Here is a 21875-nt window from a genome sequence, read left to right as displayed (position 1 = left end):
CATGTGCGAAACAGGCCCGCCAGCACTCGTGATCTCGCCCCACCTTGACGACGCGGTATTCAGTTGCGGCGCATGGCTGGCAGCGTGTCCCGGCTCCGTGGTGGTCACCGTGCTTGCGGGCCTGCCACCCGCAACCATGGCAGCGCCGCCGTGGGACGCGGGTGCGGGCTTTGCCAGCGCCCGCGCGGCGGTGCTGGCCAGACGCGAGGAAGACCGCAGCGCGCTCGCCATGCTGCGGGCAACGCCACTGTGGCTGGACTTTCTCGATGGGCAGTACGGCGTGCCGAGCGCGCCGGCAGGGCTCGCGCAAGCGGTGTCGGAGGTCGTGGCGGCACATCCGGATGTGCCCGTGCTCGCGCCCGCCGGGGTCTTTCACCGCGACCATCTCCTGGTGCACGCTGCCTGCGCGCAAGCATGGGCCGGCAGCCGGGAGCGGGCCTGGCTGTTCTACGAGGATGCGATCCACCGCCGTACCCCGGGGCAGCTTCAGCGGCAACTACTGAACTGGCATGCAGCCGGCTTGGCTGCCACACCGCAGACGCCCCTGCGCGAGCCCTCCCATGCGGCCCGCAAGGCCCGCGCGGTGGCCGCCTATGCCAGTCAGTTGCCGCTGTTCGGCAGCGCACAGCTGGCCGACTTATCTGCGCCCGAACGCTACTGGCGATGGCTTGCTCCGGATGGCGCTTAAGCGCGCCTGTCCCGGCCGCGGCAGCACAGTGCGGCCCGCTAGCGCGCCCCTGCGCGTTCGGCTTCAGGCTCGCGCTTACTTGAACATCATGCTGGCCATCACCAGGGCCAGCAGCCCGAGATAGACGCGCGCATGCACGCGGTCGGGGATGCGCCCGGCCAGCGGGGCGGCAAGGCGGATGCCGGCCAGGGCGCCGATCGATAGCAGGCCGAACGCGGCGAGGTCGATGTACCCCAGATAACCGCGGCCCAGCGCCACCGGCTGGTACCACGCCATGGCCACATAGGCCAGGGTGCCCGGCACGGCAACCGGCAGGCTCAAGGGGTTCGCCATCGCCGTGGCTTGCGCCATGCTCAGGCCACGGCGGCGCAGCACGGGCACGGTCATGACGCTGCCCCCCACGCCGAGGAACGTGGCGACTGCACCGATCGCCAGGCCGCCCGCCACCGTCTGCGCCTGCCCGAGCCGCTGCGGTGATTCCTCTCCGGCGCGCGCGAGAAATCCGCGCCGTGCCAGGCAATCCAGCAGCGTGACACCAAGGTAGGCCACAAAGGCAAGGCGAACCACGTCGCTGCTCGCCAGCGTGGCGGCGCCGGCGCCCATGACAGCGCCCAACCCGATGAATCCCCCCAGCGGCCACACATAGGGCCACAGGATGTTGCCCGCCAGACGATGCTTGCGGGTGGCGAGCGAGGCGCTCAGGATCATCACCGCCGTCGAGGTCGCGACGGCAATATGCATGGCGGACTGGCCTGGCCCATGCGCATCGGCGGCGCTCAATGCGCGGTAAAGCAAAGGCACCACCACAAACCCGCCGCCGAAGCCGAACAAAACGGTAGTCAAGCCAGTCAGGCAGCCGAACAGGACAAAAAGGAGATAGAGCATCGCAAAGGCGGGGTGGGTTCCAGGTCCGCCCACGATACGTGCGGTTGGCATGGCCAACTTTCGAAGATCGGTCAATAATATTTGTGTTTCGGCCATTCCACCCTTCCGCCGCCTTTTCTTCCATGCGCAACGTCCGCATCGACGACTACGACCATGTGCCCAGGCCCGTGGTCGCGATCGGCACCGATTATCCCAAGGGCTACCGGCTGCCGCGCCATGCCCATCGGCGCGCGCAGCTGCTCTATGGCGCTACGGGTGTGATGCATGTGGCGACGTGCGATGGCAACTGGATCGTTCCGCCGCAGCGCGCGGTCTGGATTCCGCCGGGGATGGCCCATGAGGTCACGATGCTGGGCGTCAGCACGCGCAGCCTGTATATCGAGCCCGGCGCCGTGCCGGGGCCGGGCGATACATGCCAGGTGGTGGGGATATCCGCCTTGATGCGGCAGTTGCTGATTGGCGCGGTAGAGATGCCGGCGCACTACGATCCCGACGGCCGGGACGGCGCGCTGGTCGCCCTGCTGCTGCATGAGATCGCGGGCATGACGGCGCTGCCCTTGCATATTCCGCTGCCGCGCGATGCGCGGCTCGCGCCGCTATGCCACGCCTTTCTCCAGCAGCCCGACACCCATGATTCGCCGCAACGCTGGGCCCTGGCGCTGCATATGAGCAGCCGGACCTTCAGCCGGTTTTTCCGCGAGCAGACCGGCATGGCGTTTTCGGCATGGCGCCAGCGCGCCTGCGTGGTCCTGGCCTTATCCCGGCTGGCCGCCGGCGATGCCGTCACGCGCATTGCCCTGGATTTCGGCTACGAAAGCCCGGCGGCGTTCTCGACCATGTTCCGCCGCGTGCTGGGTCACGCCCCCACAGAATATTTGCACCAAGGCATGGCCAGCCCGCGCGCCGCCGGCGCGCCGCTGGGCGCCGCATTGCCGCCTGCCGACTTGCCCGCCGAAGCCTTGGCCCGCATCTAGGCGTGGCGTCGCCGCGCCATTTGTCTGCTACGGAACAAGGCGAATTCCCGTACACGCGTCAGAATAGCTTGTCGGCGCAACATCAGACATGCAGCAGGCTGCATTCCGCCCCGGAACCTACATTGCAAACAAAGGACGCGGGAAGCACCTGTGTTGCCTCGACCTCTATCGGCCGTTTCGGCCATTTTCTTTAGTCGGAGTACTTCAAGGGGGTTGTAATGAGCAATATGGATTCGGGTTGCCTGCAAGCTAGCCGTACGTCGCACCAGGCCGCCGCCACGGTGGCGGCCTGGCCGGATTTTGTCACCACGCGGGTGGCGGGCCACGAGGTGGAACGCGTACAGAAGCGCTGGGGCGGCAGCCACCTGCTGCACGGCCGGCAACCCGGGCCCGACGCCGTGCATTTCTCCAGCAACGACTATCTTTGCCTGCTCGGCGAAGACAAGCTGGTGCGCGCGCAGACGGCCGCCATGCGCGGGCCGGAGAGCGAGCTGCTGATGTCGGCAGTGTTCCAGTACGGCGATAACCCCACCAGCCGGCTGGAGCGCAAGCTGGCGCAGTTCAGCGGCGCCGAGGACAGCATCCTCTGCCAGTCGGGCTGGGTGGCCAATGTGGGCCTGCTGCAGAGCATCGCCAACGAGCGCACGCCGGTCTACCTGGACATGCTGGCCCATATGTCGCTGTGGGAGGGCGCCCACGCCGCGCGCGCCCGTGCCGTGCCGTTCATGCACAACGACGCGGAGCATGCCGAGCGCCAGATCCGCAAGGAGGGCCCCGGCATCATCGTGGTGGATTCCGTCTACAGTACCAACGGCAGCCTGTGCCCGCTGACCGATTTCGTGGAGGTTGCGGAGCGTACGGGAAGTGTCATCGTGGTGGATGAGTCACATTCTCTCGGCACGCATGGCCCCGGCGGCGCGGGCCTGGTGGCGCAGCTCGGACTATCGAAGCGGGTCCACTTCCAGACCGCCAGCCTGGCCAAGGCCTTCGGCGGCCGCGCGGGGCTGGTGACGTGCCCGTCGTCGTTCAAGGGGTATTTCGCCGCGGAATCGCGCCCGGCTATTTTCAGTTCAGGGCTGCTCAGCCATGAACTGGCCTGGTTCGACGCCGCGGCGGATTTCATCGTCGGGGCGAACGATCGCCGCAGGCAGCTGCATGCGGTATCGGCTCAGGTGCGCGAAGCGCTGTCCGGGCTGGGCTACAACGTCTCGGCAGGATCCGAGCAGATCATCGCGCTGGAGTCTGGCACCGAGGAGCAGACGCTGGTGCTGCGCAATGCCTTGCAGTCACGCGGGATCTTTGGCGCCGTGTTCTGCGCCCCGGCCACCGCGCGGGACCGCGCGCTGATGCGGCTGACCATGCATGCTCACCTCACCGCCGTGGAAATCGAGCGCCTGATCCAGGTCTGCGCGGAAATCCGCGATGAAGTGAACCTGGCCGGCTGGCGCTCCACGCAGCGCAAGCCGCGCCCGCCGGTGGCGCGCCCGCCGATGGCCATGCAGACCACGCTGCAAGCCAGCCTCGAAGCGTTGCACGGCACGGCCTGAAGCCGGCTCAGCTTCTTGCCGCGCCGTCGCCCTCCGGGCGCGGCTTGGCAAGCGGGAACTCGAGGACGAACTCCGTGTACTCATGTTCGACCGAGCTGCAATGGATGCGCCCGTCCCAGGCCTCGAGCGTCTCGCGGCAAAAGGCCAGGCCGATGCCGGTCCCCTCGTTGCGCGGGTAGGTGTGGAAACGCTTGAAGATGGACGGCAGCTCGCGCTCCGGCACGCCGGTGCCGGTATCACGGAAGATCAGCCGGTTGCGCCGGGTGCCGCGCTCCAGCCGCAGCCGGATTTCGCCGTGCCCTGCCCGCGCCAGCGCGTGCAGCGCGTTCTTGATCAGGTTGAACAGCACCATGACCATCAGCTTCTGGTCCGCGTGGATCAGGAAATCCTCTTCCAGATCCACGCGCACCAGCTCCCGCTGGCTGGCTTCGAAGGGGTAGCGGGAGATCGCTTCCTCCACGGCCTGGCCGAGCTGGAAAACCTCGCTGGGCCCGTGCAGGGCCTTGACGCGCGCATTGACCAGCAGCACGTCGATGCCGTGGTTCATGCGGTCGACCTCCAGCTGGATCCGCGGCAGCGCATCCTTGAGCAGGCCAAAATGGGCTCGCGGCAGGTGCAGCGAGTTCTCCGGCGTCTCGTTTTCCTCATAGAAACGGATCAGCCCCGGCAGGTACCGGCCCATGCCGAGCGCCGTGGAGCCGATGCTGCGGATCGGCGTGCGCAACTCATGGGCCACCGTGCCCAGTGCAATCGCCATGCCGTCCAGCTTTTCCTGGATCAGGATGCGCTGGTCGATCTTCAACACAGCAATGGTACAGATGGTGAAACCGATGATCGGCAGCTCCATTGGCCAGTTCACCTCCAGCATCGCGGCGGGCGGCGGCGTCACGTAGTTGTAGACCAGCCACGCCAGGGCGGTGCCCACCAGCAGGGAGGTGGCGCCACCCAGCCAGCCGCTGAAGTTGAAGAGGATGATGACGGCGATCACGAGCGACTGGGACCACACCAGGTTGCCGTGATTCATCAAATACATGTAGACGAAGAAAAACGACAGGCTGTACGTCAGGGTCGCCAAAAAATGTGCAGGAAGCCATTTTTTGTCACGCAGGTCGCGCGAGACGATCAGCGGCAGGCACATGACCATGGCCACCAGCCGCAGGACCAGGCTCTCGTAAGGCTGGGGAAACCAGAATTTCCAGATCAGGTAGAACGCCGGGTAGCCCGTAAAGGCGAGCCACCCCAGCAGGCGGATGCGCTTGACCTGGGCCGGCTGGCGGATATCGAGATGGACTTCCCTGGCAAGCACCCGGCGCAGGCGCATCGCGCTTTCACCGCAACTGCGTTGAATCTGGGCAAGCATGTTGAGAACCGGCTGAGGGCTGATGGTGGCAACGATGCGAAAGTGTAGCCGGATAGCCCGGTTCTTTTCTCGATTTTGTGCGCTTTTCGCAGCTTAGGCCGGAATCCGCTGCTGGCTTGCCCCGCAGCGTCAATCCAGCAGGTGGCCCATTCGCTCGCGCTTGGTCTCCAGGTATTTTTCGTTCTCGGCGTTGGACGGCACGATATGGCGCATCTGCTCAACCACCTTGATGCCCGCGGCTTCCAGCGCCTGCTTCTTCTTGGGATTGTTGCTCATTAGCCGGATCGACTTGACGCCCCACTGATGCAGCAGGTCGGCGGCAAAGGCGTAGTTGCGGCTATCGATTTCCTGGCCCAGCGCCAGGTTGGCGTCGACGGTGTCGAGCCCGCCGTCCTGCAGCGCATAGGCGCGGATCTTGTGGCCCAGGCCAATCCCACGCCCTTCCTGGCCGCGCAGGTACAACAGGATGCCGCGGCCTTCCTCGGCGATCTTCTTCATGGCCAGGTCGAGCTGCTCGCCGCAGTCGCAACGGCACGAGCCGAACACGTCGCCGGTCAGGCATTCGGAGTGCAGGCGGGTCAGCACAGCCTCGCCAGTGATGTCGCCAACGCTTAACGCAAGGTGTTCGATGCCCGAAACGGCACCCTTGAAGGCGTGGGCGGTAAATTCGCCAAAACGGGTCGGCAAGCGGGCCGAGCCGATCAGCTGGATCTCTGTGTCGTTCATGTCAGTCGGAGTTTTGCGCCGGCCTTGGCGGCGCGGCAACGGGGCGCTTGATAGCGTCTAGTGCGCTACGGTAGCACGAGCGGGGCCGGATCGCTGGCGGGCGAATGGCCGGGCGCGCTCCGGCGGCACGTATTTGGCCTGATGGTCGCGTTGAAACCTGCCCCTTGGCGCCTCAGCCAAGCTCGATCGGCTGGCCGTGGGGCGTGCGCCGGGCCGCTGCATCCCACGCGTCGCGCCGGTCCAGCAGCGCGGTGCCGTCGACCAGGCCCTTGGCCGCGGCTAGCCGCTCCAGCGCGGTCAGCCAGAAGCGGTAGTAATGCTCGCCGTTGTCGGGATCCCCGCCTGCCTGGGCTTCGCGGATGACCTGCGACAGGGTGGCCGCCCATTCCGTCCAGGTAAAGGCGCCGCGCGCGTGCAGGGCGAGCGCCAGCGCAAAGGCCTGTGCTTCCCACGGCTCACGGAACACCGGTCCGGTGCTGTCGCAAGGCAGTGCCGGCAGGGCTGCCCGCATGGCCTGCAGGCTTGCGGGCGAGGGCAAGGTTGACGCCGAATCAACCATGGGCCACCTCCGCCGGGACAAGGTAAGACTCCCAGCAATCCGCACAGACCGAGGCCGCGGTGGTGTCGGGGCCCCACAACTCGGTGGCGGCAAAGCGCACCGTGTAGAGCCACTGTGGCTGGTCGCCTGCCCCGGCGGCACTGGCGTCCGGGAACACATGGGCGCCATGTACGGCCGCAATCTCGCCCTGCCGTCCACGGCAATAGCGTGGCAGCCGGGTGTGGCCGGCGGGATGCATCTGGCGGGTGCGTACCCGGTCGCCCACCTGGAAGCGGGCTGCTCCCGGCGCGGGCCGGGCGCTGGGCGTGCCGCGCGCCAGGGCCGGGGCAACCTGATCCGCGCTCAGGATGCGCGCGAGGGGCAGCGGCGGCGCGGTGGATGCGCCGCTGGCGATTTCTTCCGCGCTGGCCATGCCGGTCTTGACCAGCATGGCCTTGAGGCCTTCGAACCAGATCTGGTAATAGCTGCTGCCAAGGTACTGCGCCGGCGGCAGGCTTTCGCGGGCCGCGCGCATGGTGTCGATATTCCATTTGCCGACCGCGCCCATGGCGAGCGTCAGTGCGAGCATGCGGCGCTCCCAGCCGGCGTGGAATACCGGCTCATCGGGTTCCGGGCGCACCGGGCCGAAGCCCTGCATGCCGCCGAGGTCCTGGCCACCGTTCATTGCGGCTCCCCTGCTGTTGCCGGCGTGGTCACATCCGGCAGCAGGCCCGTGCCGATCATCGCGTCACGGGTCACCAGTTCCGCCAGCGCTTGCTCGCTCCAGCCCTCGGTGCCGGCCGGGCGCATGGGCAGTACCAGGTAGCGCAGCTCGGCAGTGGAGTCCCACACCTGGATCTGCACCGCCTGAGGCAGCGAAAAGCCAAAATCGCGCAGCACGCCGCGCGGGTCGATCACCGCCCGCGCGCGGTAAGGCGCGGACTTGTACCAGACCGGTGGCAACCCCAGCACCGGCCAGGGATAGCAGGAGCACAGGGTGCAGACCACCATGTTGTGGGTGGCGGGCGTGTTCTCCAGCACGATCATGTGCTCGCCCTGGCGCCCGGTAAAACCGAGGGAGGCGATGGCCGCGTTGGCGTCCGCCAGCAGCCACGCCTTGTAGGCGGGATCGGCCCAGGCCTTGGCGACCACGCGCGCCCCGTTGCGTGGGCCGATGTGTTGCTCGTAGGTCTCGATCAGGACATCCAGCGCGGCCGGGTCGACATAGCCCTTCTCCACCAGCAGGGATTCCAGCGCGCGCACGCGCAGGTCCATCTCGGAGAGCGTGCTGCCGCCGTGCTCATGCTCATGCTCGTGGTCATGCTCGTGGTCATGCTCGTGGTCATGTGGGGGGCTGGCTGGCGAGTCGGGGGAGTCTTGGCGCATCGATGTCTGGGAAGATCGTTCCGGGATCGTTCTGGTACGGACACTGCTGAGCGCTCAGTATGGCCGCGCGTGCGGCGCCTGGCAATCCGGGCCGCCCGGGCGCCCTCCTGATGCGGGGTCCTGCACGTGGGCACGGCTTTTGCGCCATTTCCTTCCATCCGGGCCACCAGGCGGCCCGAGCCAGGCCTGCCGGCTCCAGGGCGGCGCCCGCAAACCACGGCCGGCTAAGGGGAAACGCAGCCTTCGGCATATCAAGGGGAGAATCGTGGCGCAAACGCTACATGCAGAAAATACCGATCAGGGCCCTGAGGTCCTTGCCGTTCTTACAAGCTCCGCCCCGTGCTAGCCGCGCGCAATGCACGAACGGCTATGGAGCGCGTTCCAATTCTTCGCATGGGCCGCCGGCTGCGGGTGACGATCCAGGTCGAGATGCACGACACCGGCGAGGGCAAGGTGGCGCAGATCCAGCAAGGGATCTACCTACACGCTGACGCCCCTCCCCCAATGCCCCGCGCGCACGCGCCGCACAGCACCTATCGATACGCCACTTCGCTGAGTTCGCCATGAACATCCTGCCTTCTCCCATCAACGCCAGGCGCCCGCTGATCCTCAACGTGGACGATAGCGACGGGCCTCGCTACGTCAAGGGCCGCATCCTGCAGCGCGCGGGTTTCTCCGTGCTGGAGGCCGCGAGCGGACAGGCCGCGCTGTCGCTGGTGCGCCAGCATGCCCCGGACCTGGTGCTGCTGGACGTGAAGCTGCCAGACATCAGTGGGCTGGAGGTGTGCCGGCTGATCAAGAGCGATCCCGAGACCGCCAGCACGCTGGTGCTGCAGACTTCGGCCGCGCTGACCGAATCGCGCCACCGGGTTCAGGCCCTGGATGGCGGCGCCGACAGCTACCTGATCGAGCCCGTGGACGCGGAAGAACTGGTGTCGAGCATCAATGCCCTGCTGCGCATGCGCAAGGCCGAGGAGGCCTCCCGCCAATCGTCGCAAGCGCTGCGCGAGAACGAGGAACTGTTCCGCCAGCTGGCCGAGAATCTTTCCGATGCGCTGTGGATCCTGGACCCCGCCGAGAGCCAGTTCCTGTTCATGAGCCCGTCGTTTGCCAAGCTCTGGGGGCGCCCGGTGGAAGACCTCAAGCACAACCCGCGCAACTGGCTCGCCAGCGTGCACGCCGAGGACCGCGAGCGCATGGAGGCTGCATTCGATGCCATGCTGCGCGACGGCCATATGGATGCGGAATTCCGGCTCGAGCGCGGCGATGGCGAAGTCAGCGAGGTGCGCGCGCGCGCATTCCCGGTCTCCAACACGGCCGGCGTGTTCTATCGCGTGGCTGGCATCTGCCAGGACATCACTCCGCAAAAGCGCGCCGAGCGCATGCTGCTGGACGAGGACCGCCGCAAGGACGATTTCCTCGCCATGCTGGCCCACGAGCTGCGCAACCCGCTCGCACCGATGCGCAGCGCCGCCGACTTGCTGATGCGCTGCGCGCCAAGCCGAGAGGACACCTTCAAGGCGCGCGACATCATCGCCCGCCAGTTGCATCACCTGACCCGCCTGGTGGATGACCTGCTCGATATTTCGCGCTTCACCCAGGGCCGGATCGTGCTGCGCGACGACCTGGTCGAGCTGCGCACCGCGCTGAGCACCGCCGTGGAAGCCGTGCGCCCGTTGATCGATTCGCGCGGCCACTCGCTGCGCCTGAGCGTGCCCGAGGGGCCCATGCCCGTACGCGGCGACCTGGTGCGGCTGACGCAGATCTTCAGCAACTTGCTGCACAACGCGGCACGCTATACCCAGCCGGACGGCCAGCTCTCGCTGGAAGTCACCAGCGATGGCACGCTGCTCACGGTCCGGGTGCGGGACAACGGCCCCGGCTTGTCGCCACAGGCGCTGCAAGCCATCTTCGACCCAACCACCGCGCATCACGGCGACAAGCCCCGCGGCACCACCGGGCAGGAAGGCATGGGCATCGGGCTGTCGCTGGTGCAAAAGCTGGTCAAGCTGCATGGCGGCACTGTCCACGCGCAGAGCGCGGGCGCGGGCCTGGGCTGCACCTTTGTAGTGGAGCTGCCCGCGCAGCCGTGGCAGAGCTGGCAGCCCGAAGTGGGCAAGCTACGCTCCCCGCTGGGTACGCCGCGCACGGTGATGGTGGTAGACGACAACATCGATGCGCTGGAGGCCATGGCGCTCACGCTGGAGGCGATGGGACACACGGTAGTGACCGCCATCGACGGGCCGGCCGCCATCGTGCGCGCGGTCAAGGCGCAGCCCGACGTGATCTTGCTGGATATCGGGATGCCGGCCATGGATGGCTTCGAGATTGCGCAACGGCTGCGTGCCATACCGGAGTTGCAGCATGTGCGGCTGGTAGCGTTGACGGGCTATAGCCAGCCAGCTGACCGACAGCGGACCGCCGAAGCCGGTTTTGACCAGCATCTGGTGAAGCCGGTGGACCTGGAGGCGTTGTCGCGGATGCTGGATGAACTTGGGGAGCCGGTTGTCCCCCGACCTTGATTTTTCGGAGATGGAGCATGCAGATGCACTTTCATATCACGCCCGAGCCTGATCAAAACCCGCCACCGCCGGAGGTGCCGCCGCCGGAAGTGCCTGATCCCGATCCGCCCATGCCCGTGAGCGATCCGCCGCCAGGCGACAGGCCCCCGCCGCCGCAACGGGCCTGAGGCTTCGAAGCCAAACCGAAAACGGCATTTCGCAGGCGCCATGCACTTTATGCCGCAACCGGTAAAAAATACGGGCTCAAGGCGTTCCGGGCGGCGTGGCATGCAGCGGAAAACTCACTGCAATGCACACCGATCCGCTATCGGTCGAACACCCCTGCCCTTCGGCCTCGATGTGCGCCCCATGCGTTTCCACCAGCCGCCTGGCGAGCAGCAGCGCAGTGCCCTGGCGTGGCGCCGATACGCCACCCTGGGCCTTGCGCCGGCGGAAGAAATCGGAGAGCACGGCTATGCGCTCTTCCTTGCGTGCGCCGGTGGGCGCCCGGCTCTCGGTAATGCGCAGCCGGATCCGCCCGGCCTCGGGCTTGAGGTGCGCCTCCACGGTATCGGCGCTGCGCGCATGGCGGATGCAATGTACCAGCAGGTGACGCAGCAGCGGATCCAGGCGGCGCGGGTCGGCGTCGATCAGCAGGGCGGCGGCAGGCTGCCCCTCAAGGCCATCCACACACCCCGCAGCCAGGGTGACGCCGCGCGCCTCGGCCTGCGGGCGCACCTCGTCCGTCGCCTTCTGCAATGCGGCCAGCAGGTCTACGCGCTCCCACTGCGGCGCGCTGTCGTCGGCCAGCAGCGCCACCGCCTCCTCCATGTGTTCGATCAGCTCCAGTTGCTGCTGCATGGCGGTGCGGATGCCGCCAAGCGCCCGCTGCGCGGAGGCGGGAGGCGTGTCGAGCGAGTGGTCCAGCACGTAGGCCCAGCTCTGCACCCCGTTAAGCGCGGAGCGCAGGTCATGCGCCACCTGGCTGATCAACGTGGCGACCTCGGCGGCACTCTGGATCGGCTCGCTGGGTTCAACCGTCGCGGGATGATCCGATGCTTCGGGGCCTTCTGCAGGATGATGTTGCTGCGACATGGATACCTTTGGGGCTGCATGCTCGCCCGGTTGTCATGCAATAACCATTCCGCTCGCGCCAATGGATGGCATCCGTGTAGCGCGAAACCGTAATCCCGGGTCGCACCCGGCCAATTTTTGGTATCCGATCCAACGGCGGCGGGCCAGCAGCGCTGGCGGCGCGCCGCACATGCTAGTTCGGCGCCGTGGTGCTTCCCGGCGGCGTCCTCGTGCCATTGGCGCGCAGCGATTCCGGCAACTCCCCCCTTGAGGCATATTCTTCCAGGCGGTTATACAAGGTCTTGAGGCTGATGCCGAGTATCTCGGCGGCGTGTTTCTTCACACCGGAGCACTGCTCCAGCGTGGCGAAGATCAACTGGCGGTCGGCCTCGGCCAGCGACATCCCCACGGGCACCGAGACCATGGTGGCAGCGGCCGAATTGGCCGCTGCCACCTGCAGCGGCACGTGCGCATCGGCAATGAGATCCTGGTCGGCCATGATGTAGGCGCGCTGCACAAAGTTGCGCAGCTCGCGCACATTGCCGGGCCATGCATGCAGCAGCAGGCTATCGAGCAGCGCCGGGGCAAAGCGGCGTTGCGTGCCATGCTCGCCGTTCATCTGCTCCAGCAGCGTGTTAGCGATCTGCACCACGTCGTCGGCGCGCGCGCGCAGCGGCGGCAGCTCGATCGGAAACACGTTGAGCCGGTGATAGAGGTCGGCACGCAGCTTGCCCTCGGCTACCGCGTCTTCCGGGTTGCGGTTGGTGGCGGCCACCACACGCACATCGGCATGCAGCTCACGGTTGGTGCCAACGCGCATGAAGGCGCCGGACTCCAGCACGCGCAGCAGCTTGACCTGCAGCTCGACCGGCATCTCTGTGATTTCGTCGAGAAAGAGCGTGCCGCCGTCGGCCCGCTCGAAGTAGCCTTTATGCTGGCGCTCCGCGCCCGTAAAGCTGCCGCGCTCGTGGCCGAACATCTCGGACTCGATCAGCGTGGAGGAGATCGCGCCGCAGTTCACGGCCAGGAAGGGCTGGCGCCGGCGCGCGGAGAGTTCGTGCAAGGTCTGCGCGGCCAGCTCCTTGCCGGTGCCGCTCTCGCCCACCAGCAGCACCGTGGCCTCGGTGGGCGCGACCTTGCCGAGCTGGTCGTAGACCACCTGCATCGCTTCGGAGCTGCCAAGCAGCCGGCCAAAGCGGCCGTAGCGGCGCAGTTCGTCGCGCAGGGAATGGATTTCCGCCTTGAGGTCGCCGGTGGTGGCAATGCGCTTCAGGACGGTGCGCAGGCGTGTCACGTTGATCGGCTTGACCAGGTAATCGGTGGCGCCCCGGCGCAGCGCATCCACGGCGGATTCCACGCTGGCGTAGCCGGTCATCAGGATCACCTCGACGCCAGCGTTGCCGACCTCGTTGAACAGGTCCATGCCGCTGCCGTCAGGCAGCTTCAGGTCGGCCAGCACGACGTCCGGCACCTGCCAGCCGATCTGCAGGCAGGCTTCACGCAGGTCGCCTGCGGTGGCGGACGTGAAGCCCTCGGCCGTCACGATCTCGGACAGTGCGGCACAAGTATTTTCATCGTCGTCGACGATCAGGATGTGGGGCATCGTTCTCCGTATCGGCACCGCATCACCCGGCTGCCACGGCAAGCACGGTCCTGGCCCTATGTCAGAACATAGGGAGGCGGTGCGTCCTGGCGCCAAGGTGAATCCGGGGATACAACCAAGTTTATGCGGGCGCCAGCCGCAGCGGTACCAGTGTCTGTCTGACAACGCCACGCGCCGGCACGCGTTGGCGCAGGAACCGTTCAAAACAGTGGCCTCAAGCCAAAGCACGCGCTAGGATTAGCTCAACCGCCGCCAGATTGCGCCACCGCCGGCGCACTTCCCGCCGACCCGGCCGTACATAGGCGATCACGCCCCCCATGCCGCTCTCGATGACAAGCCTCAACCCGCCTGCCGCCTCCCTTCCCGCCACGCCGGCAAGCGGCGCGGCGCGGCACGCCATACAGGGTCCCTCGGCCTTGCTCTGGCAAAGCGCTTCGCCCGTCATGCGGCAGTTGCTCGCGCAGATAGAGCGGGTGGCCGCCACGGAAGTCACGATGCTGGCGGTGGGCGAAAGCGGCACTGGCAAGGAGCTGGTAGCCCGCGCCGTGCACGACCGCGGCGCACGCCGGGCCGGGCCGTTCGTCGCGGTCAATTGCGGGGCGATATCCCCCACGCTGATCGAGTCGGAGTTGTTCGGCCATGAGAAAGGCGGCTTCACGGGTGCCGTGCAGCAGAAGGCCGGGTACTTCGAGCAAGCCCGCGGCGGCACGCTGTTTCTGGATGAAGTCACGGAAATGGCGCCCGACATGCAGATCAAGCTGCTGCGGGTGCTGGAGACGCGCACCTTCCACCGCGTAGGCGGCGACACGCAGATCGTATGCGACGTGCGCATCCTCGCGGCGACCAACCGCGACCCTGTCGACGCGGTGCGCACTGGCCAATTGCGCGAGGACCTGCTTTACCGCCTTGCGGTCTTCCCGTTGCACATTCCGCCGCTGCGCGAGCGTGGCGAGGATATCGCGCAGCTGGCCAGGCATTTCCTGGCAGAGTTCAACGCCATGGAGGGCGCCGACAAGGTGTTCTCCGGCACGGCGCTGGAACGGCTGCGGCACTATGGCTGGCCCGGCAATGTGCGCGAACTGAAGAACACCATCTATCGCGCCTTTATCCTGGCTGACCGCGTCATCGACATCGCCAACCCCAATATCGCCACCCAACCGCCACGGCCGGCCACGCTGGACGGCTTCGTCAACGTGCGCATCGGCACTTCGCTGGCCGACGCGCAGCGCGAAATCATCCTGGCCACGCTGGCGCGCTTTGACGGCGACAAGCGGCAGGCTGCGCACTCGCTAGGCATCAGCCTGAAGACGCTCTACAACCGGCTAGATACCTATCGCGCGAGCTGAGCCGCCCAATTCGCCCGTTGCCGGCGCGCTGACCGCGTCCCGGTGGCTCCTTCGGCCAATCGATCCCCTCTAAAGAGGGGCAGCACCACGACCGCGAACTGCGCAGACTTGTATGCAAAGTCTGTCAGGACATTGACCGCCTGGCTGCGTGGCTGGCCACGTTTCAATTTGACTTTGCGTGGCTACCAGCGAGGCAGCATGGCGCCAGGACCGATTTCCCGGCCCCTGCCCCCTCCCCTTTACGACCATTGACGGCGATGAAGGACAAACAAGAATACTGCCCGCTTTGCGGCACCCAGGCCGCAGCCCGCGCCCGTCGCGGCAGCTACGGGCAATGGGTGCGATACGACTGCGACAACCCTCAGTGCGGCCCGGTCGAGATCAGTACCAAGGCCCGCCGCAGCCTGCGCGAGCCAGCCCGGCAGGCCGAGCTCCGTGCCCTGGCCCGCTCCAGCCGCGAACACGGCAAGGTGCCACGCGTCGGCTTTGACGGGCCGCGCGGCGAATTCTACGTCGAGTTCGACTAAGCCCCGCCTCCCCGGCGCTGGGCGCTGCCGGCGCGCATCCAATCCCCGCTGCGCACCGTACATGTAGGCATCAGGACCACCAGCGCGCGGCTTGCCCGCGCCCGCCTACAAGTGACTACGCATTCCTTCAAAGCTGACCTTGAGCATGTGCTCGACGATCGCGTCGGTGCCCAGCTTGCTGTACAGCTGCAGGTACTCCACGGCCGGATCGCAAGTGCGCGCGTAATAGCTGAACAGGATCACATCGTCGGGCAGCGACGGATCGAGCTCGCCCGCCGCCTTGGCCTCGGCCACGAGCTTTTCCAGTTGCCGGTTGAGCTTGAGCACACGCGTGACGTAGCGCAGGTTGCGCGTGAGCATCTCGCGCACATGCGGGCTGGTGGATGGCAGGAACGGCAGCCCGCCGGTCAGGCGTACGCGCAGCGCCCACTCGAGCAAGGCGCGCAAGCGCGCCAGCCCCGTGAGATCGCCCGGGAGCTGCTCCAGGTACTCGAGCGCGCCGTCGATCAGCCGGATCAATGCTTCGCTGACCAGATCCTCCTTGGATTTGAAGTGCTTGTAGAGGCTGGGCTTGGAGATGCCAACCTCCAGCGCCACGTCGTCCATGGTCATCAGGTCAAAGCCCTTGCCAGCCAGGATGCGGGTCGCCGCATCGAGGATCGCGTCCTCACGCAGCTTGAAAGCCTGGTCCTTGAAACTCAGCCTGCCGAAAATACTCATTAGTAAATCTCGCTACTATGTAGTAATCTTTTTTCCAACGCGGTACGAAACCATCTTAGCACCCATCCAGGCAAAGCGATGTCGAAATCAGGAAATCCCCAGCACTGCCGCCCTGCAACCGCCGCCAGCCAAGCTGCCACAAGGGCTGGCGCCATTGGCGAGCGCGCGCTCGCCAGCAAGGAACCGGCATGAGCGGCGCGCCCGGAACCTATCCGCGCGGCCAGCGCATCGCCGTAGTCGGCGCAGGCATCTCTGGCCTGGCGAGCGCCTATCTGCTGTCGCGTCGGCACAACATCACGCTGTTTGAAGCCGGTGACTACCTGGGCGGGCATACCAACACGGTCGAGGTCGAGCTGGAGGGGGTACGCCATCCCGTGGACACCGGCTTCCTGGTGTTCAACGACCGCACCTATCCCAACCTGATCGCGCTGTTCGCCGAGCTTGGGGTCACGGCCCATCCCACCGATATGTCGTTCTCCGTATCGCTGGACCAAGGCCGGCTGGAATGGGCCGGCAGCAACCTCAACACCGTGTTCGCGCAGCGCCGCAACCTCTTCTCGCCCAGCTTCCTGTCGATGCTGCGCGATATCGTGCGCTTCAACGGTGCAGCCGAGCGCAACCTGGCGCTGGCCACCCAGAGCGGCTGCTCGGTGGACCAATTGCTGCTTGACGGCGGATATGGCCAGCCGTTTCGCCACAACTACCTGCTGCCGATGGCGGCGGCGATCTGGTCCAGCGCGACCGCCGATATCCTGCGTTTCCCTGCCGCCACCTTCCTGCGCTTTTGCCTGAACCACGCCTTGCTGCAGGTCAACAACCGGCCGCAGTGGAAAACGGTGCAGGGCGGCGGGCGCGACTATGTAAGGCGGATCGCCGCACAACTGGCGCAGCGCGATGCCGCCATCCGGATATCGACGCCCGTGCGCAGCATCCGCAGGCATGACCACGGCGTTGACCTGCTGACCGACGATGGCCCCGAGCACTTCGACGCGGTGGTGCTGGCCACCCACGCGCCCACCACGCTGCGCATGCTGGCCGACGCGGATCCCGGCGAGCGCCATACGCTTGGCGCGGTGCAGTACCAGCCTAACCTGGCGATCCTGCATACCGATCCGGCGCTGCTGCCGCGCCGGCGCAAGGTGTGGTCAGCCTGGAACTACCTGGGCGGAGCCGTTGGTACCCACGATGCGGGCCCGGGCACGCACGATCATGCCGGCCACACCCGCCCGGTCTGCGTGAGCTACCTGTGCAACCATCTCCAGCCATTGCCATTCAAGGCCCCGGTGGTGGTAACGCTCAACCCCATCTCCGCGCCAGCGCCCGGCACGGAACTGGGCCGCTACCACTACCAGCACCCGGTCTTCGACCTGGCCGCCGTGGCGGCGCAGTCCGCGCTGCCCGCGCTGCAGGGCCGGCGCCGCACCTGGTTTGCCGGGGCCTGGACGGGCTACGGCTTCCACGAGGACGGACTCAAGTCCGCGCTGCGCGTGGCCGCCGATTTCGATGTGCTGCCGGACTGGGCCAGGCTATGAGCGGCATGGAAGACCACCTCGCCAGCAGCCCCGCCGGCGCGCCGCCCGCGTGGTTGCTACTTGGCCGCGTGATGCATGAACGCCTGCGTCCCGCACGGCACCGCTTTGTGTATCCGGTGTTCTACCTGTGCTGCAATCTCGACCGCCTGCCCGACTTGCGCCACTGGTGGTTCGGCATCGACCGCTGGGCGCCGCTGTCGCTTGCCACGCGCGACTACGGCCCGCGCGATGGCAGCGACCTGGCCGCGTGGATGCGCAAGCTGCTGGCCGAAGCCGGCCTGCCGGCCGACGGCGAGATCTGGCTGCAGACGTTCCCGCGCGTGTTCGGCTATGCCTTCAACCCGGTGAGCTTCTGGCATTGCCATGACCGCGCCGGCCAGTTGCGCGCGGTGCTGGCCGAAGTCAACAACACCTTCGGCGCCAGCCACCGTTACCTGCTGTGCGCGCCCGACCGCTGCGCAATCGGCCCCGACACCGTGCTGACCTGCCACAAGGCGCTGCATGTGTCGCCGTTCTGCGTGGTCGAGGGCAGCTATGCGTTCCGCCTGCGCGAAACCGGCGGCACCAGCTTTGCCGGCATCGACTACTACGACGCCACGGGCCTCGTGATCCGTACCGCGATCGGCGGGCGCCGCCTGCCGTTTTCGCGCGCCAATGTGCTCGGCGCGCTGGCGCGCCAGCCCTGGCTCACGGTGTCGGTGATGGCGCGCATCCACTGGCAGGCCCTGCGGCTGTGGCTGAAGAACGTGCCGTTCCGCGGCAAAGATCCAGGCCCCGGTGCCCATCCCCCCGGCCCGACGAGTTTCCCCAACCCCTCCGCCAACCTGTCGCAGTTCGAGGAAAACAAGCCATGACGCCCTCTCGCGCGCTAACCCTGCCGCCCGACGGTGCCCCTGCGTCAGCCCGTCTTTTCTTAACCCTGCTCGAGCGCATCCGCGTTGGCCACCTGTTGCTGGTTGCGCCCTCGGGCGAGCAGTGCCTGTTTGGCGATCCGCATGCCGGGCCCGGCGCGCGCCTGGAGCTGCGCGACTGGCGTGCCTGTGCCGAGATCCTGCGCGCCGGGGACATCGGCTTTGCCGAGGCCTACCGCGCAGGCTGGCTCGATACGCCGGACCTCACCGCGCTGCTGCGCCTGGCCATCCGCAATGAGTCCGCGCTGCCGCAAACCGTGGTCGGCGGCTGGCTGGCGCGGCTGTGGTACGGCGTGCGCCACCGGCTGCGCCCCAACAGCCGCACCGGCAGCCGCCGCAATATCCACGCGCACTACGACCTGGGCAACGCCTTCTACCGGCGCTGGCTGGATCCGACCTGGACCTACTCCGCCGCACTGTTCCAGGGCGAGCAGGCCCGGCCGCTGGAAGCCGCGCAGGACGCCAAGTACCAGCATATTGTCGACACGCTTGGCCTCAAGCCTGGCATGCGCGTGCTGGAGGTGGGCTGCGGATGGGGCGGCTTTGCCATGCATGCGGCAAGGCAAGGGATCCACGTGCACGGCATCACCATCTCCGCCGCACAGCTCGAGGTAGCGCAGCAGCGCGTGACCCAGGCCGGGCTGGAAGGGCTCGCCCGACTGGAGCTGCGCGACTACCGGGATCTCGATGGCGAGTACGACGCCATTGTCTCCATCGAGATGTTCGAAGCCGTGGGCGAGCGCTATTGGCCCGGCTACTTCCAGATGCTGCGCCAGCGCTTGCGGCCCGGCGCACGCGCGCTGGTGCAGTCGATCACCATCGAAGAGCCGCGCTTCAAGGCCTACCGCGCGAGCAGCGACTTTATCCGCGAGTACGTGTTCCCAGGCGGCATGCTGCCCAGCCCCGAGCGATTCCTGAAGGCCGGGTTGCGGGCCGGGCTGCAAAGCCACGTCACGCTGGCGTTTGGCCCGGACTACGCCGAGACGCTGCGGCGCTGGCGCGCAGCCTTCGAGCAGGCGCTCGATGATGTCACCGCACAAGGCTTCGATACGGTCTTCATCCGTACCTGGCGCCTGTACCTGTGCTACTGCGAAGCCGGGTTCGACGAAGGCCGCACCGACGTCATGCAGTTCGTGCTGCAGCGGCAAGACTAAGATGCGTCGCGCTGCCGCCGCCCTCGCCATGGCCATCCTCTGTGTCCCAGCGCTTGCCGCCACGGGCTGGCGCGCAGACGTGCAGGCCGCCCGCTTGGCGGGCGAAGGCGAATTCCGCGTGTTTGGATTTCGCCTCTATACCGCCCAGCTATGGAGCGCACAGTTGCCGATCGCACCGGACGCGCCCTTTGCGCTGCAACTCACCTACGACCGCAGCATCAAGCGTGAGCGCCTGGTAGAAACCAGCCTCGACGAGATGAAGCGCATCGGCAGCGCCGGCAACGCGCCGCCCAGCCCGCAGTTACTAGATAGCTGGCGCGCCAGCATGACACAGGCGTTTGTCGACGTGCGCCCGGGCGACACGCTCACCGGCGTGTTCATGCCCGGCAAGGGCGTGCGCTTCTACGCTGGCGACCGGCTGACCACCGAGATCGACGACCCCGCGTTCGCGCAGGCGTTTTTCTCGATCTGGCTCGACCCCGCCACGCGCGCGCCAGCGCTGCGCCAGCGCCTGCTCGGGATCGCGCGATGACCGCACCGCACCTCGGCAGCGCGGCAGCCACGACACCCGCCGCGCCCAATCCGGCCCTCCCCGCGCCCGCCCCGGCATCCGCCATGGCTGCCTATGGCCTGCTCGGCATGCCGCTGGCCATGGCGGCCCTGCCGGTCTACGTGCAGGTGCCAGCCTACTACGCGAGCGAGCTCGGGCTGGCCTTGTCCGCGACCGGCACGGTGTTGTTCGCCGCGCGACTGCTCGACACCGTGCAGGACCCGTTCCTCGGCCGCTGGATCGACCACCTGGCGCAGCGCGGCAAGCTCGCGCCGGCGTTGTGGCTGGCGTGCCTGGTGCTCTCGGCCACCTTTGCCATGCTGTGGCTGCCGCCTGTGCGCGGCGCGGCGCTGGCCGCCTGGCTGGCGCTCTCGCTGGTACTGGTCTACAGCGCGCACAGCGTGGTCAACATCGCTTACCTGGCCTGGGGCGCGCGCCTGTCTCGCGAGCCGGCCACGCTGACCCGCGCCGCGGCCTGGCGCGAGGCAGCGGGCCTGGCCGGGGTGGTGCTGGCCAGCGTCTTGCCCGCCTGGCTTCTGGGCGCATCGGGCTGGCCCGCCGCGCCGGCCATGGCGGGCTATGCCTTGGTGTTCGCTGTCTTGCTGCTGGGGGCGCTGGCGTTGCTGCTGCGGCGCGCGCCGGCCTGGCGCCACCACAGCGCTGGCGTGCACGGCTGGCACGCCACGCTCGCCAACCGCGCATTCCGGCGCCTGCTGCTGCCGTATTTCCTCAACGCGGTGTCGGTCTCGATACCGGCCACGCTGGCTCTGTTCTTCATCCAGGATCGGCTGGGCGCGCCGCAATGGTCCGGCGCGTTCCTCGCCACCTATTTCGCGGCGGGCGCCGCCGGGCTGCCGCTCTGGACCCGGCTTTGCGCGCGCATCGGCCCCACGCGGGCCTGGCGGCTTGGCATGGTGCTGGCGGTGGCCGCCTTTGTCTGGGCGGCCGGCTTGGGCACAGGCGACACCGGCGCCTACCTGGCCGTGTGCGTGCTCGCGGGGCTTGCGCTTGGCGCCGACCTGGCGCTGCCGCCGGTGCTGCTGGCCTGCCTGATTCCCCCCGGCGAGCAACCCGCCGGCTACTACGGCATCTGGAGCCTGCTGGGCAAGCTGGCGCTCGCGTTGTCGGGCCTGGCGCTGCCGTTGCTGGCCTGGTGCGGCTACCAGCCTGGCCCGGGCGGCACGGCGGCCGGCAGCCATGCCTTGGCGCTGGTCTACGGCGGCCTGCCCTGCCTGTTCAAGCTAGCCGCCATGCTGTGCCTGCGCACGGCCCCGGCACCACGGATGGAGGACCCGACATGATTCGCCTTGACCCCTCGCGTTGCGGCAAACGCTTGCTGCTGTACGCCGCGCTATGGCTGACTGCGTGCGCTGGCCCGGACGTTGCGCAGTACGCGCAGCAGCAGCCAGTGCTCGATGTGCCTGCTTTCTTCGGCGGCAAGACCGAGGCCTGGGGCATGTTCCAGAAACGCAGCGGCGAGGTCGTCAAGCGCTTCACGGTAGCCATCGAGGGTCGTCGGCAAGGCAGCGATTTCGTACTGGACGAGCACTTTACCTACAGCGACGGCAGCACCGAGCAGCGCACCTGGACGCTGACGCGCCAACCCGACGGCGCCTGGCGGGGGCGCGCCGGCGACGTGGTGGGCGAAGCGATCGGGCACAGCGCGGGCAACGCGCTGAACTGGCGCTACACGCTGCGACTGCCAGTGGGAGACACCACGTATGACGTGCAGTTCGACGACTGGATGTACCTGGTCGACGCGCGCACCATGATCAATCGCGCCAGCGTCTCGAAATTCGGTTTCGAGGTTGGCCAGGTCACGGTGTTCTTCCGGCGTCCGCAATAGCGGCAAT

Annotated in this window: 22 protein-coding genes; 13 read left to right on the top strand and 9 right to left on the bottom strand. The window is 67.4% G+C overall.

Going from position 1 to position 21875, the window contains the following annotated elements; all coding sequences use genetic code 11:
• Position 1 precedes the first annotated feature (1 nt).
• Positions 2-688, top strand: coding sequence for a PIG-L deacetylase family protein (locus A9975_RS20505; RefSeq protein ID WP_183034405.1), 687 nt, complete (start codon positions 2-4; stop codon positions 686-688).
• Positions 689-763: 75 nt separating this feature from the next.
• On the opposite strand, the gene A9975_RS20500 is transcribed toward A9975_RS20505, so the two are convergent.
• The gene (locus A9975_RS20500) at positions 764-1573 is read right to left on the bottom strand and encodes a sulfite exporter TauE/SafE family protein (protein ID WP_183034444.1); all 810 of its coding nucleotides are present in this window, start codon (positions 1571-1573) and stop codon (positions 764-766) included.
• Between the two features lie 122 nt (positions 1574-1695).
• Here A9975_RS20500 and A9975_RS20495 point away from each other — a divergent pair, with 122 nt between their 5' ends.
• Positions 1696-2547, top strand: coding sequence for a helix-turn-helix domain-containing protein (locus A9975_RS20495; RefSeq protein ID WP_183034404.1), 852 nt, complete (start codon positions 1696-1698; stop codon positions 2545-2547).
• 218 nt (positions 2548-2765) lie between these two features.
• Complete coding sequence (gene cqsA / locus A9975_RS20490) at positions 2766-4094, top strand: alpha-hydroxyketone-type quorum-sensing autoinducer synthase (RefSeq protein ID WP_255503331.1); 1329 nt, start codon at positions 2766-2768, stop codon at positions 4092-4094.
• A 7-nt stretch (positions 4095-4101) separates the two neighbouring features.
• Here cqsA and A9975_RS20485 read toward each other — a convergent pair whose 3' ends face one another.
• From A9975_RS20485 to nthA, 5 genes are all read right to left on the bottom strand, one after another.
• On the bottom strand, positions 4102-5454 hold the full coding sequence (locus tag A9975_RS20485) for a sensor histidine kinase KdpD (protein WP_183034403.1): 1353 nt from the start codon (positions 5452-5454) through the stop codon (positions 4102-4104).
• 129 nt (positions 5455-5583) lie between these two features.
• Positions 5584-6180, bottom strand: a complete 597-nt coding sequence (gene ribA / locus A9975_RS20480) for a GTP cyclohydrolase II (protein WP_043355124.1) — start codon at positions 6178-6180, stop codon at positions 5584-5586.
• 172 nt (positions 6181-6352) lie between these two features.
• Positions 6353-6739 carry a nitrile hydratase accessory protein gene (locus A9975_RS20475; protein WP_370565084.1) on the bottom strand — a complete coding sequence of 129 codons (387 nt, stop codon included), beginning with the start codon at positions 6737-6739 and terminating at the stop codon, positions 6353-6355.
• Positions 6732-7403 carry a nitrile hydratase subunit beta gene (gene nthB, locus A9975_RS20470; protein WP_183034402.1) on the bottom strand — a complete coding sequence of 224 codons (672 nt, stop codon included), beginning with the start codon at positions 7401-7403 and terminating at the stop codon, positions 6732-6734. Before nthB ends, A9975_RS20475 begins: the two co-directional genes overlap by 8 nt.
• The gene (gene nthA / locus A9975_RS20465; RefSeq protein WP_183034401.1) at positions 7400-8104 is read right to left on the bottom strand and encodes a nitrile hydratase subunit alpha; all 705 of its coding nucleotides are present in this window, start codon (positions 8102-8104) and stop codon (positions 7400-7402) included. Before nthA ends, nthB begins: the two co-directional genes overlap by 4 nt.
• Before the next feature lie 369 nt (positions 8105-8473).
• Here nthA and A9975_RS20460 point away from each other — a divergent pair, with 369 nt between their 5' ends.
• Positions 8474-8671 carry a hypothetical protein gene (locus A9975_RS20460; protein ID WP_183034400.1) on the top strand — a complete coding sequence of 66 codons (198 nt, stop codon included), beginning with the start codon at positions 8474-8476 and terminating at the stop codon, positions 8669-8671.
• Positions 8668-10626, top strand: a complete 1959-nt coding sequence (locus A9975_RS20455) for a response regulator (RefSeq protein WP_183034399.1) — start codon at positions 8668-8670, stop codon at positions 10624-10626. Before A9975_RS20460 ends, A9975_RS20455 begins: the two co-directional genes overlap by 4 nt.
• A gap of 243 nt (positions 10627-10869) precedes the next feature.
• Here the strand turns inward: A9975_RS20455 and A9975_RS20450 are convergent, their stop codons facing one another.
• Both A9975_RS20450 and A9975_RS20445 read right to left on the bottom strand, forming a co-directional pair.
• Positions 10870-11700: a sensor histidine kinase KdpD gene (locus A9975_RS20450; protein ID WP_255503329.1), complete on the bottom strand. Its 831-nt coding sequence runs from the start codon at positions 11698-11700 to the stop codon at positions 10870-10872.
• Positions 11701-11872: 172 nt separating this feature from the next.
• Positions 11873-13282: a sigma-54 dependent transcriptional regulator gene (locus A9975_RS20445; RefSeq protein ID WP_183034398.1), complete on the bottom strand. Its 1410-nt coding sequence runs from the start codon at positions 13280-13282 to the stop codon at positions 11873-11875.
• A 317-nt stretch (positions 13283-13599) separates the two neighbouring features.
• On the opposite strand from A9975_RS20445, the gene A9975_RS20440 reads away from it, so the two are divergent.
• Both A9975_RS20440 and A9975_RS20435 read left to right on the top strand, forming a co-directional pair.
• The gene (locus A9975_RS20440) at positions 13600-14628 is read left to right on the top strand and encodes a sigma-54 dependent transcriptional regulator (protein ID WP_183034397.1); all 1029 of its coding nucleotides are present in this window, start codon (positions 13600-13602) and stop codon (positions 14626-14628) included.
• A 257-nt stretch (positions 14629-14885) separates the two neighbouring features.
• On the top strand, positions 14886-15155 hold the full coding sequence (locus tag A9975_RS20435; RefSeq protein ID WP_183034396.1) for a hypothetical protein: 270 nt from the start codon (positions 14886-14888) through the stop codon (positions 15153-15155).
• A gap of 105 nt (positions 15156-15260) precedes the next feature.
• Here the strand turns inward: A9975_RS20435 and A9975_RS20430 are convergent, their stop codons facing one another.
• Entirely contained in the window at positions 15261-15875 is a 615-nt protein-coding gene (locus A9975_RS20430; RefSeq protein ID WP_183034395.1) for a TetR/AcrR family transcriptional regulator, read from the bottom strand.
• Positions 15876-16063: 188 nt separating this feature from the next.
• On the opposite strand from A9975_RS20430, the gene A9975_RS20425 reads away from it, so the two are divergent.
• From A9975_RS20425 to A9975_RS20400, 6 genes are read left to right on the top strand one after another with little or no spacing between them, the layout of a single operon-like run.
• A complete protein-coding gene (locus tag A9975_RS20425) occupies positions 16064-17407 on the top strand; it encodes an NAD(P)/FAD-dependent oxidoreductase (RefSeq protein WP_183034394.1) in 1344 nt (447 codons plus the stop codon).
• 5 nt (positions 17408-17412) lie between these two features.
• Positions 17413-18261 carry a DUF1365 domain-containing protein gene (locus A9975_RS20420; protein ID WP_183034393.1) on the top strand — a complete coding sequence of 283 codons (849 nt, stop codon included), beginning with the start codon at positions 17413-17415 and terminating at the stop codon, positions 18259-18261.
• A complete protein-coding gene (locus tag A9975_RS20415; RefSeq protein ID WP_183034392.1) occupies positions 18258-19472 on the top strand; it encodes a cyclopropane-fatty-acyl-phospholipid synthase family protein in 1215 nt (404 codons plus the stop codon). The genes A9975_RS20420 and A9975_RS20415 overlap by 4 nt, the downstream gene beginning before the upstream one ends.
• Before the next feature lies 1 nt (position 19473).
• Entirely contained in the window at positions 19474-20004 is a 531-nt protein-coding gene (locus A9975_RS20410; protein WP_220810831.1) for a chalcone isomerase family protein, read from the top strand.
• Positions 20001-21323, top strand: a complete 1323-nt coding sequence (locus A9975_RS20405; protein ID WP_183034391.1) for an MFS transporter — start codon at positions 20001-20003, stop codon at positions 21321-21323. Before A9975_RS20410 ends, A9975_RS20405 begins: the two co-directional genes overlap by 4 nt.
• Positions 21320-21868 carry a DUF3833 domain-containing protein gene (locus tag A9975_RS20400; RefSeq protein ID WP_183034390.1) on the top strand — a complete coding sequence of 183 codons (549 nt, stop codon included), beginning with the start codon at positions 21320-21322 and terminating at the stop codon, positions 21866-21868. Before A9975_RS20405 ends, A9975_RS20400 begins: the two co-directional genes overlap by 4 nt.
• Positions 21869-21875: the final 7 nt, after the last annotated feature.

Source organism: Cupriavidus sp. UME77, from assembly GCF_014170355.1.
GTDB lineage: Bacteria > Pseudomonadota > Gammaproteobacteria > Burkholderiales > Burkholderiaceae > Cupriavidus > Cupriavidus basilensis.
Note: the sequence above shows the minus strand (reverse complement) of the source record. Positions and strands in the feature narration are given on the sequence as shown.

Coding starts and splice junctions, on each gene's coding strand:
- A9975_RS20505 (WP_183034405.1), top strand. CDS start 2: ATGTGCGAAACAGGCCCGCCAGCACTCGTGATCTCGCCCCACCTTGAC.
- A9975_RS20500 (WP_183034444.1), bottom strand. CDS start 1,573: ATGCTCTATCTCCTTTTTGTCCTGTTCGGCTGCCTGACTGGCTTGACT.
- A9975_RS20495 (WP_183034404.1), top strand. CDS start 1,696: ATGCGCAACGTCCGCATCGACGACTACGACCATGTGCCCAGGCCCGTG.
- cqsA (WP_255503331.1), top strand. CDS start 2,766: ATGAGCAATATGGATTCGGGTTGCCTGCAAGCTAGCCGTACGTCGCAC.
- A9975_RS20485 (WP_183034403.1), bottom strand. CDS start 5,454: ATGCTTGCCCAGATTCAACGCAGTTGCGGTGAAAGCGCGATGCGCCTG.
- ribA (WP_043355124.1), bottom strand. CDS start 6,180: ATGAACGACACAGAGATCCAGCTGATCGGCTCGGCCCGCTTGCCGACC.
- A9975_RS20475 (WP_370565084.1), bottom strand. CDS start 6,739: ATGGTTGATTCGGCGTCAACCTTGCCCTCGCCCGCAAGCCTGCAGGCC.
- nthB (WP_183034402.1), bottom strand. CDS start 7,403: ATGAACGGTGGCCAGGACCTCGGCGGCATGCAGGGCTTCGGCCCGGTG.
- nthA (WP_183034401.1), bottom strand. CDS start 8,104: ATGCGCCAAGACTCCCCCGACTCGCCAGCCAGCCCCCCACATGACCAC.
- A9975_RS20460 (WP_183034400.1), top strand. CDS start 8,474: ATGGAGCGCGTTCCAATTCTTCGCATGGGCCGCCGGCTGCGGGTGACG.
- A9975_RS20455 (WP_183034399.1), top strand. CDS start 8,668: ATGAACATCCTGCCTTCTCCCATCAACGCCAGGCGCCCGCTGATCCTC.
- A9975_RS20450 (WP_255503329.1), bottom strand. CDS start 11,700: ATGTCGCAGCAACATCATCCTGCAGAAGGCCCCGAAGCATCGGATCAT.
- A9975_RS20445 (WP_183034398.1), bottom strand. CDS start 13,282: ATGCCCCACATCCTGATCGTCGACGACGATGAAAATACTTGTGCCGCA.
- A9975_RS20440 (WP_183034397.1), top strand. CDS start 13,600: ATGCCGCTCTCGATGACAAGCCTCAACCCGCCTGCCGCCTCCCTTCCC.
- A9975_RS20435 (WP_183034396.1), top strand. CDS start 14,886: ATGAAGGACAAACAAGAATACTGCCCGCTTTGCGGCACCCAGGCCGCA.
- A9975_RS20430 (WP_183034395.1), bottom strand. CDS start 15,875: ATGAGTATTTTCGGCAGGCTGAGTTTCAAGGACCAGGCTTTCAAGCTG.
- A9975_RS20425 (WP_183034394.1), top strand. CDS start 16,064: ATGAGCGGCGCGCCCGGAACCTATCCGCGCGGCCAGCGCATCGCCGTA.
- A9975_RS20420 (WP_183034393.1), top strand. CDS start 17,413: ATGGAAGACCACCTCGCCAGCAGCCCCGCCGGCGCGCCGCCCGCGTGG.
- A9975_RS20415 (WP_183034392.1), top strand. CDS start 18,258: ATGACGCCCTCTCGCGCGCTAACCCTGCCGCCCGACGGTGCCCCTGCG.
- A9975_RS20410 (WP_220810831.1), top strand. CDS start 19,474: ATGCGTCGCGCTGCCGCCGCCCTCGCCATGGCCATCCTCTGTGTCCCA.
- A9975_RS20405 (WP_183034391.1), top strand. CDS start 20,001: ATGACCGCACCGCACCTCGGCAGCGCGGCAGCCACGACACCCGCCGCG.
- A9975_RS20400 (WP_183034390.1), top strand. CDS start 21,320: ATGATTCGCCTTGACCCCTCGCGTTGCGGCAAACGCTTGCTGCTGTAC.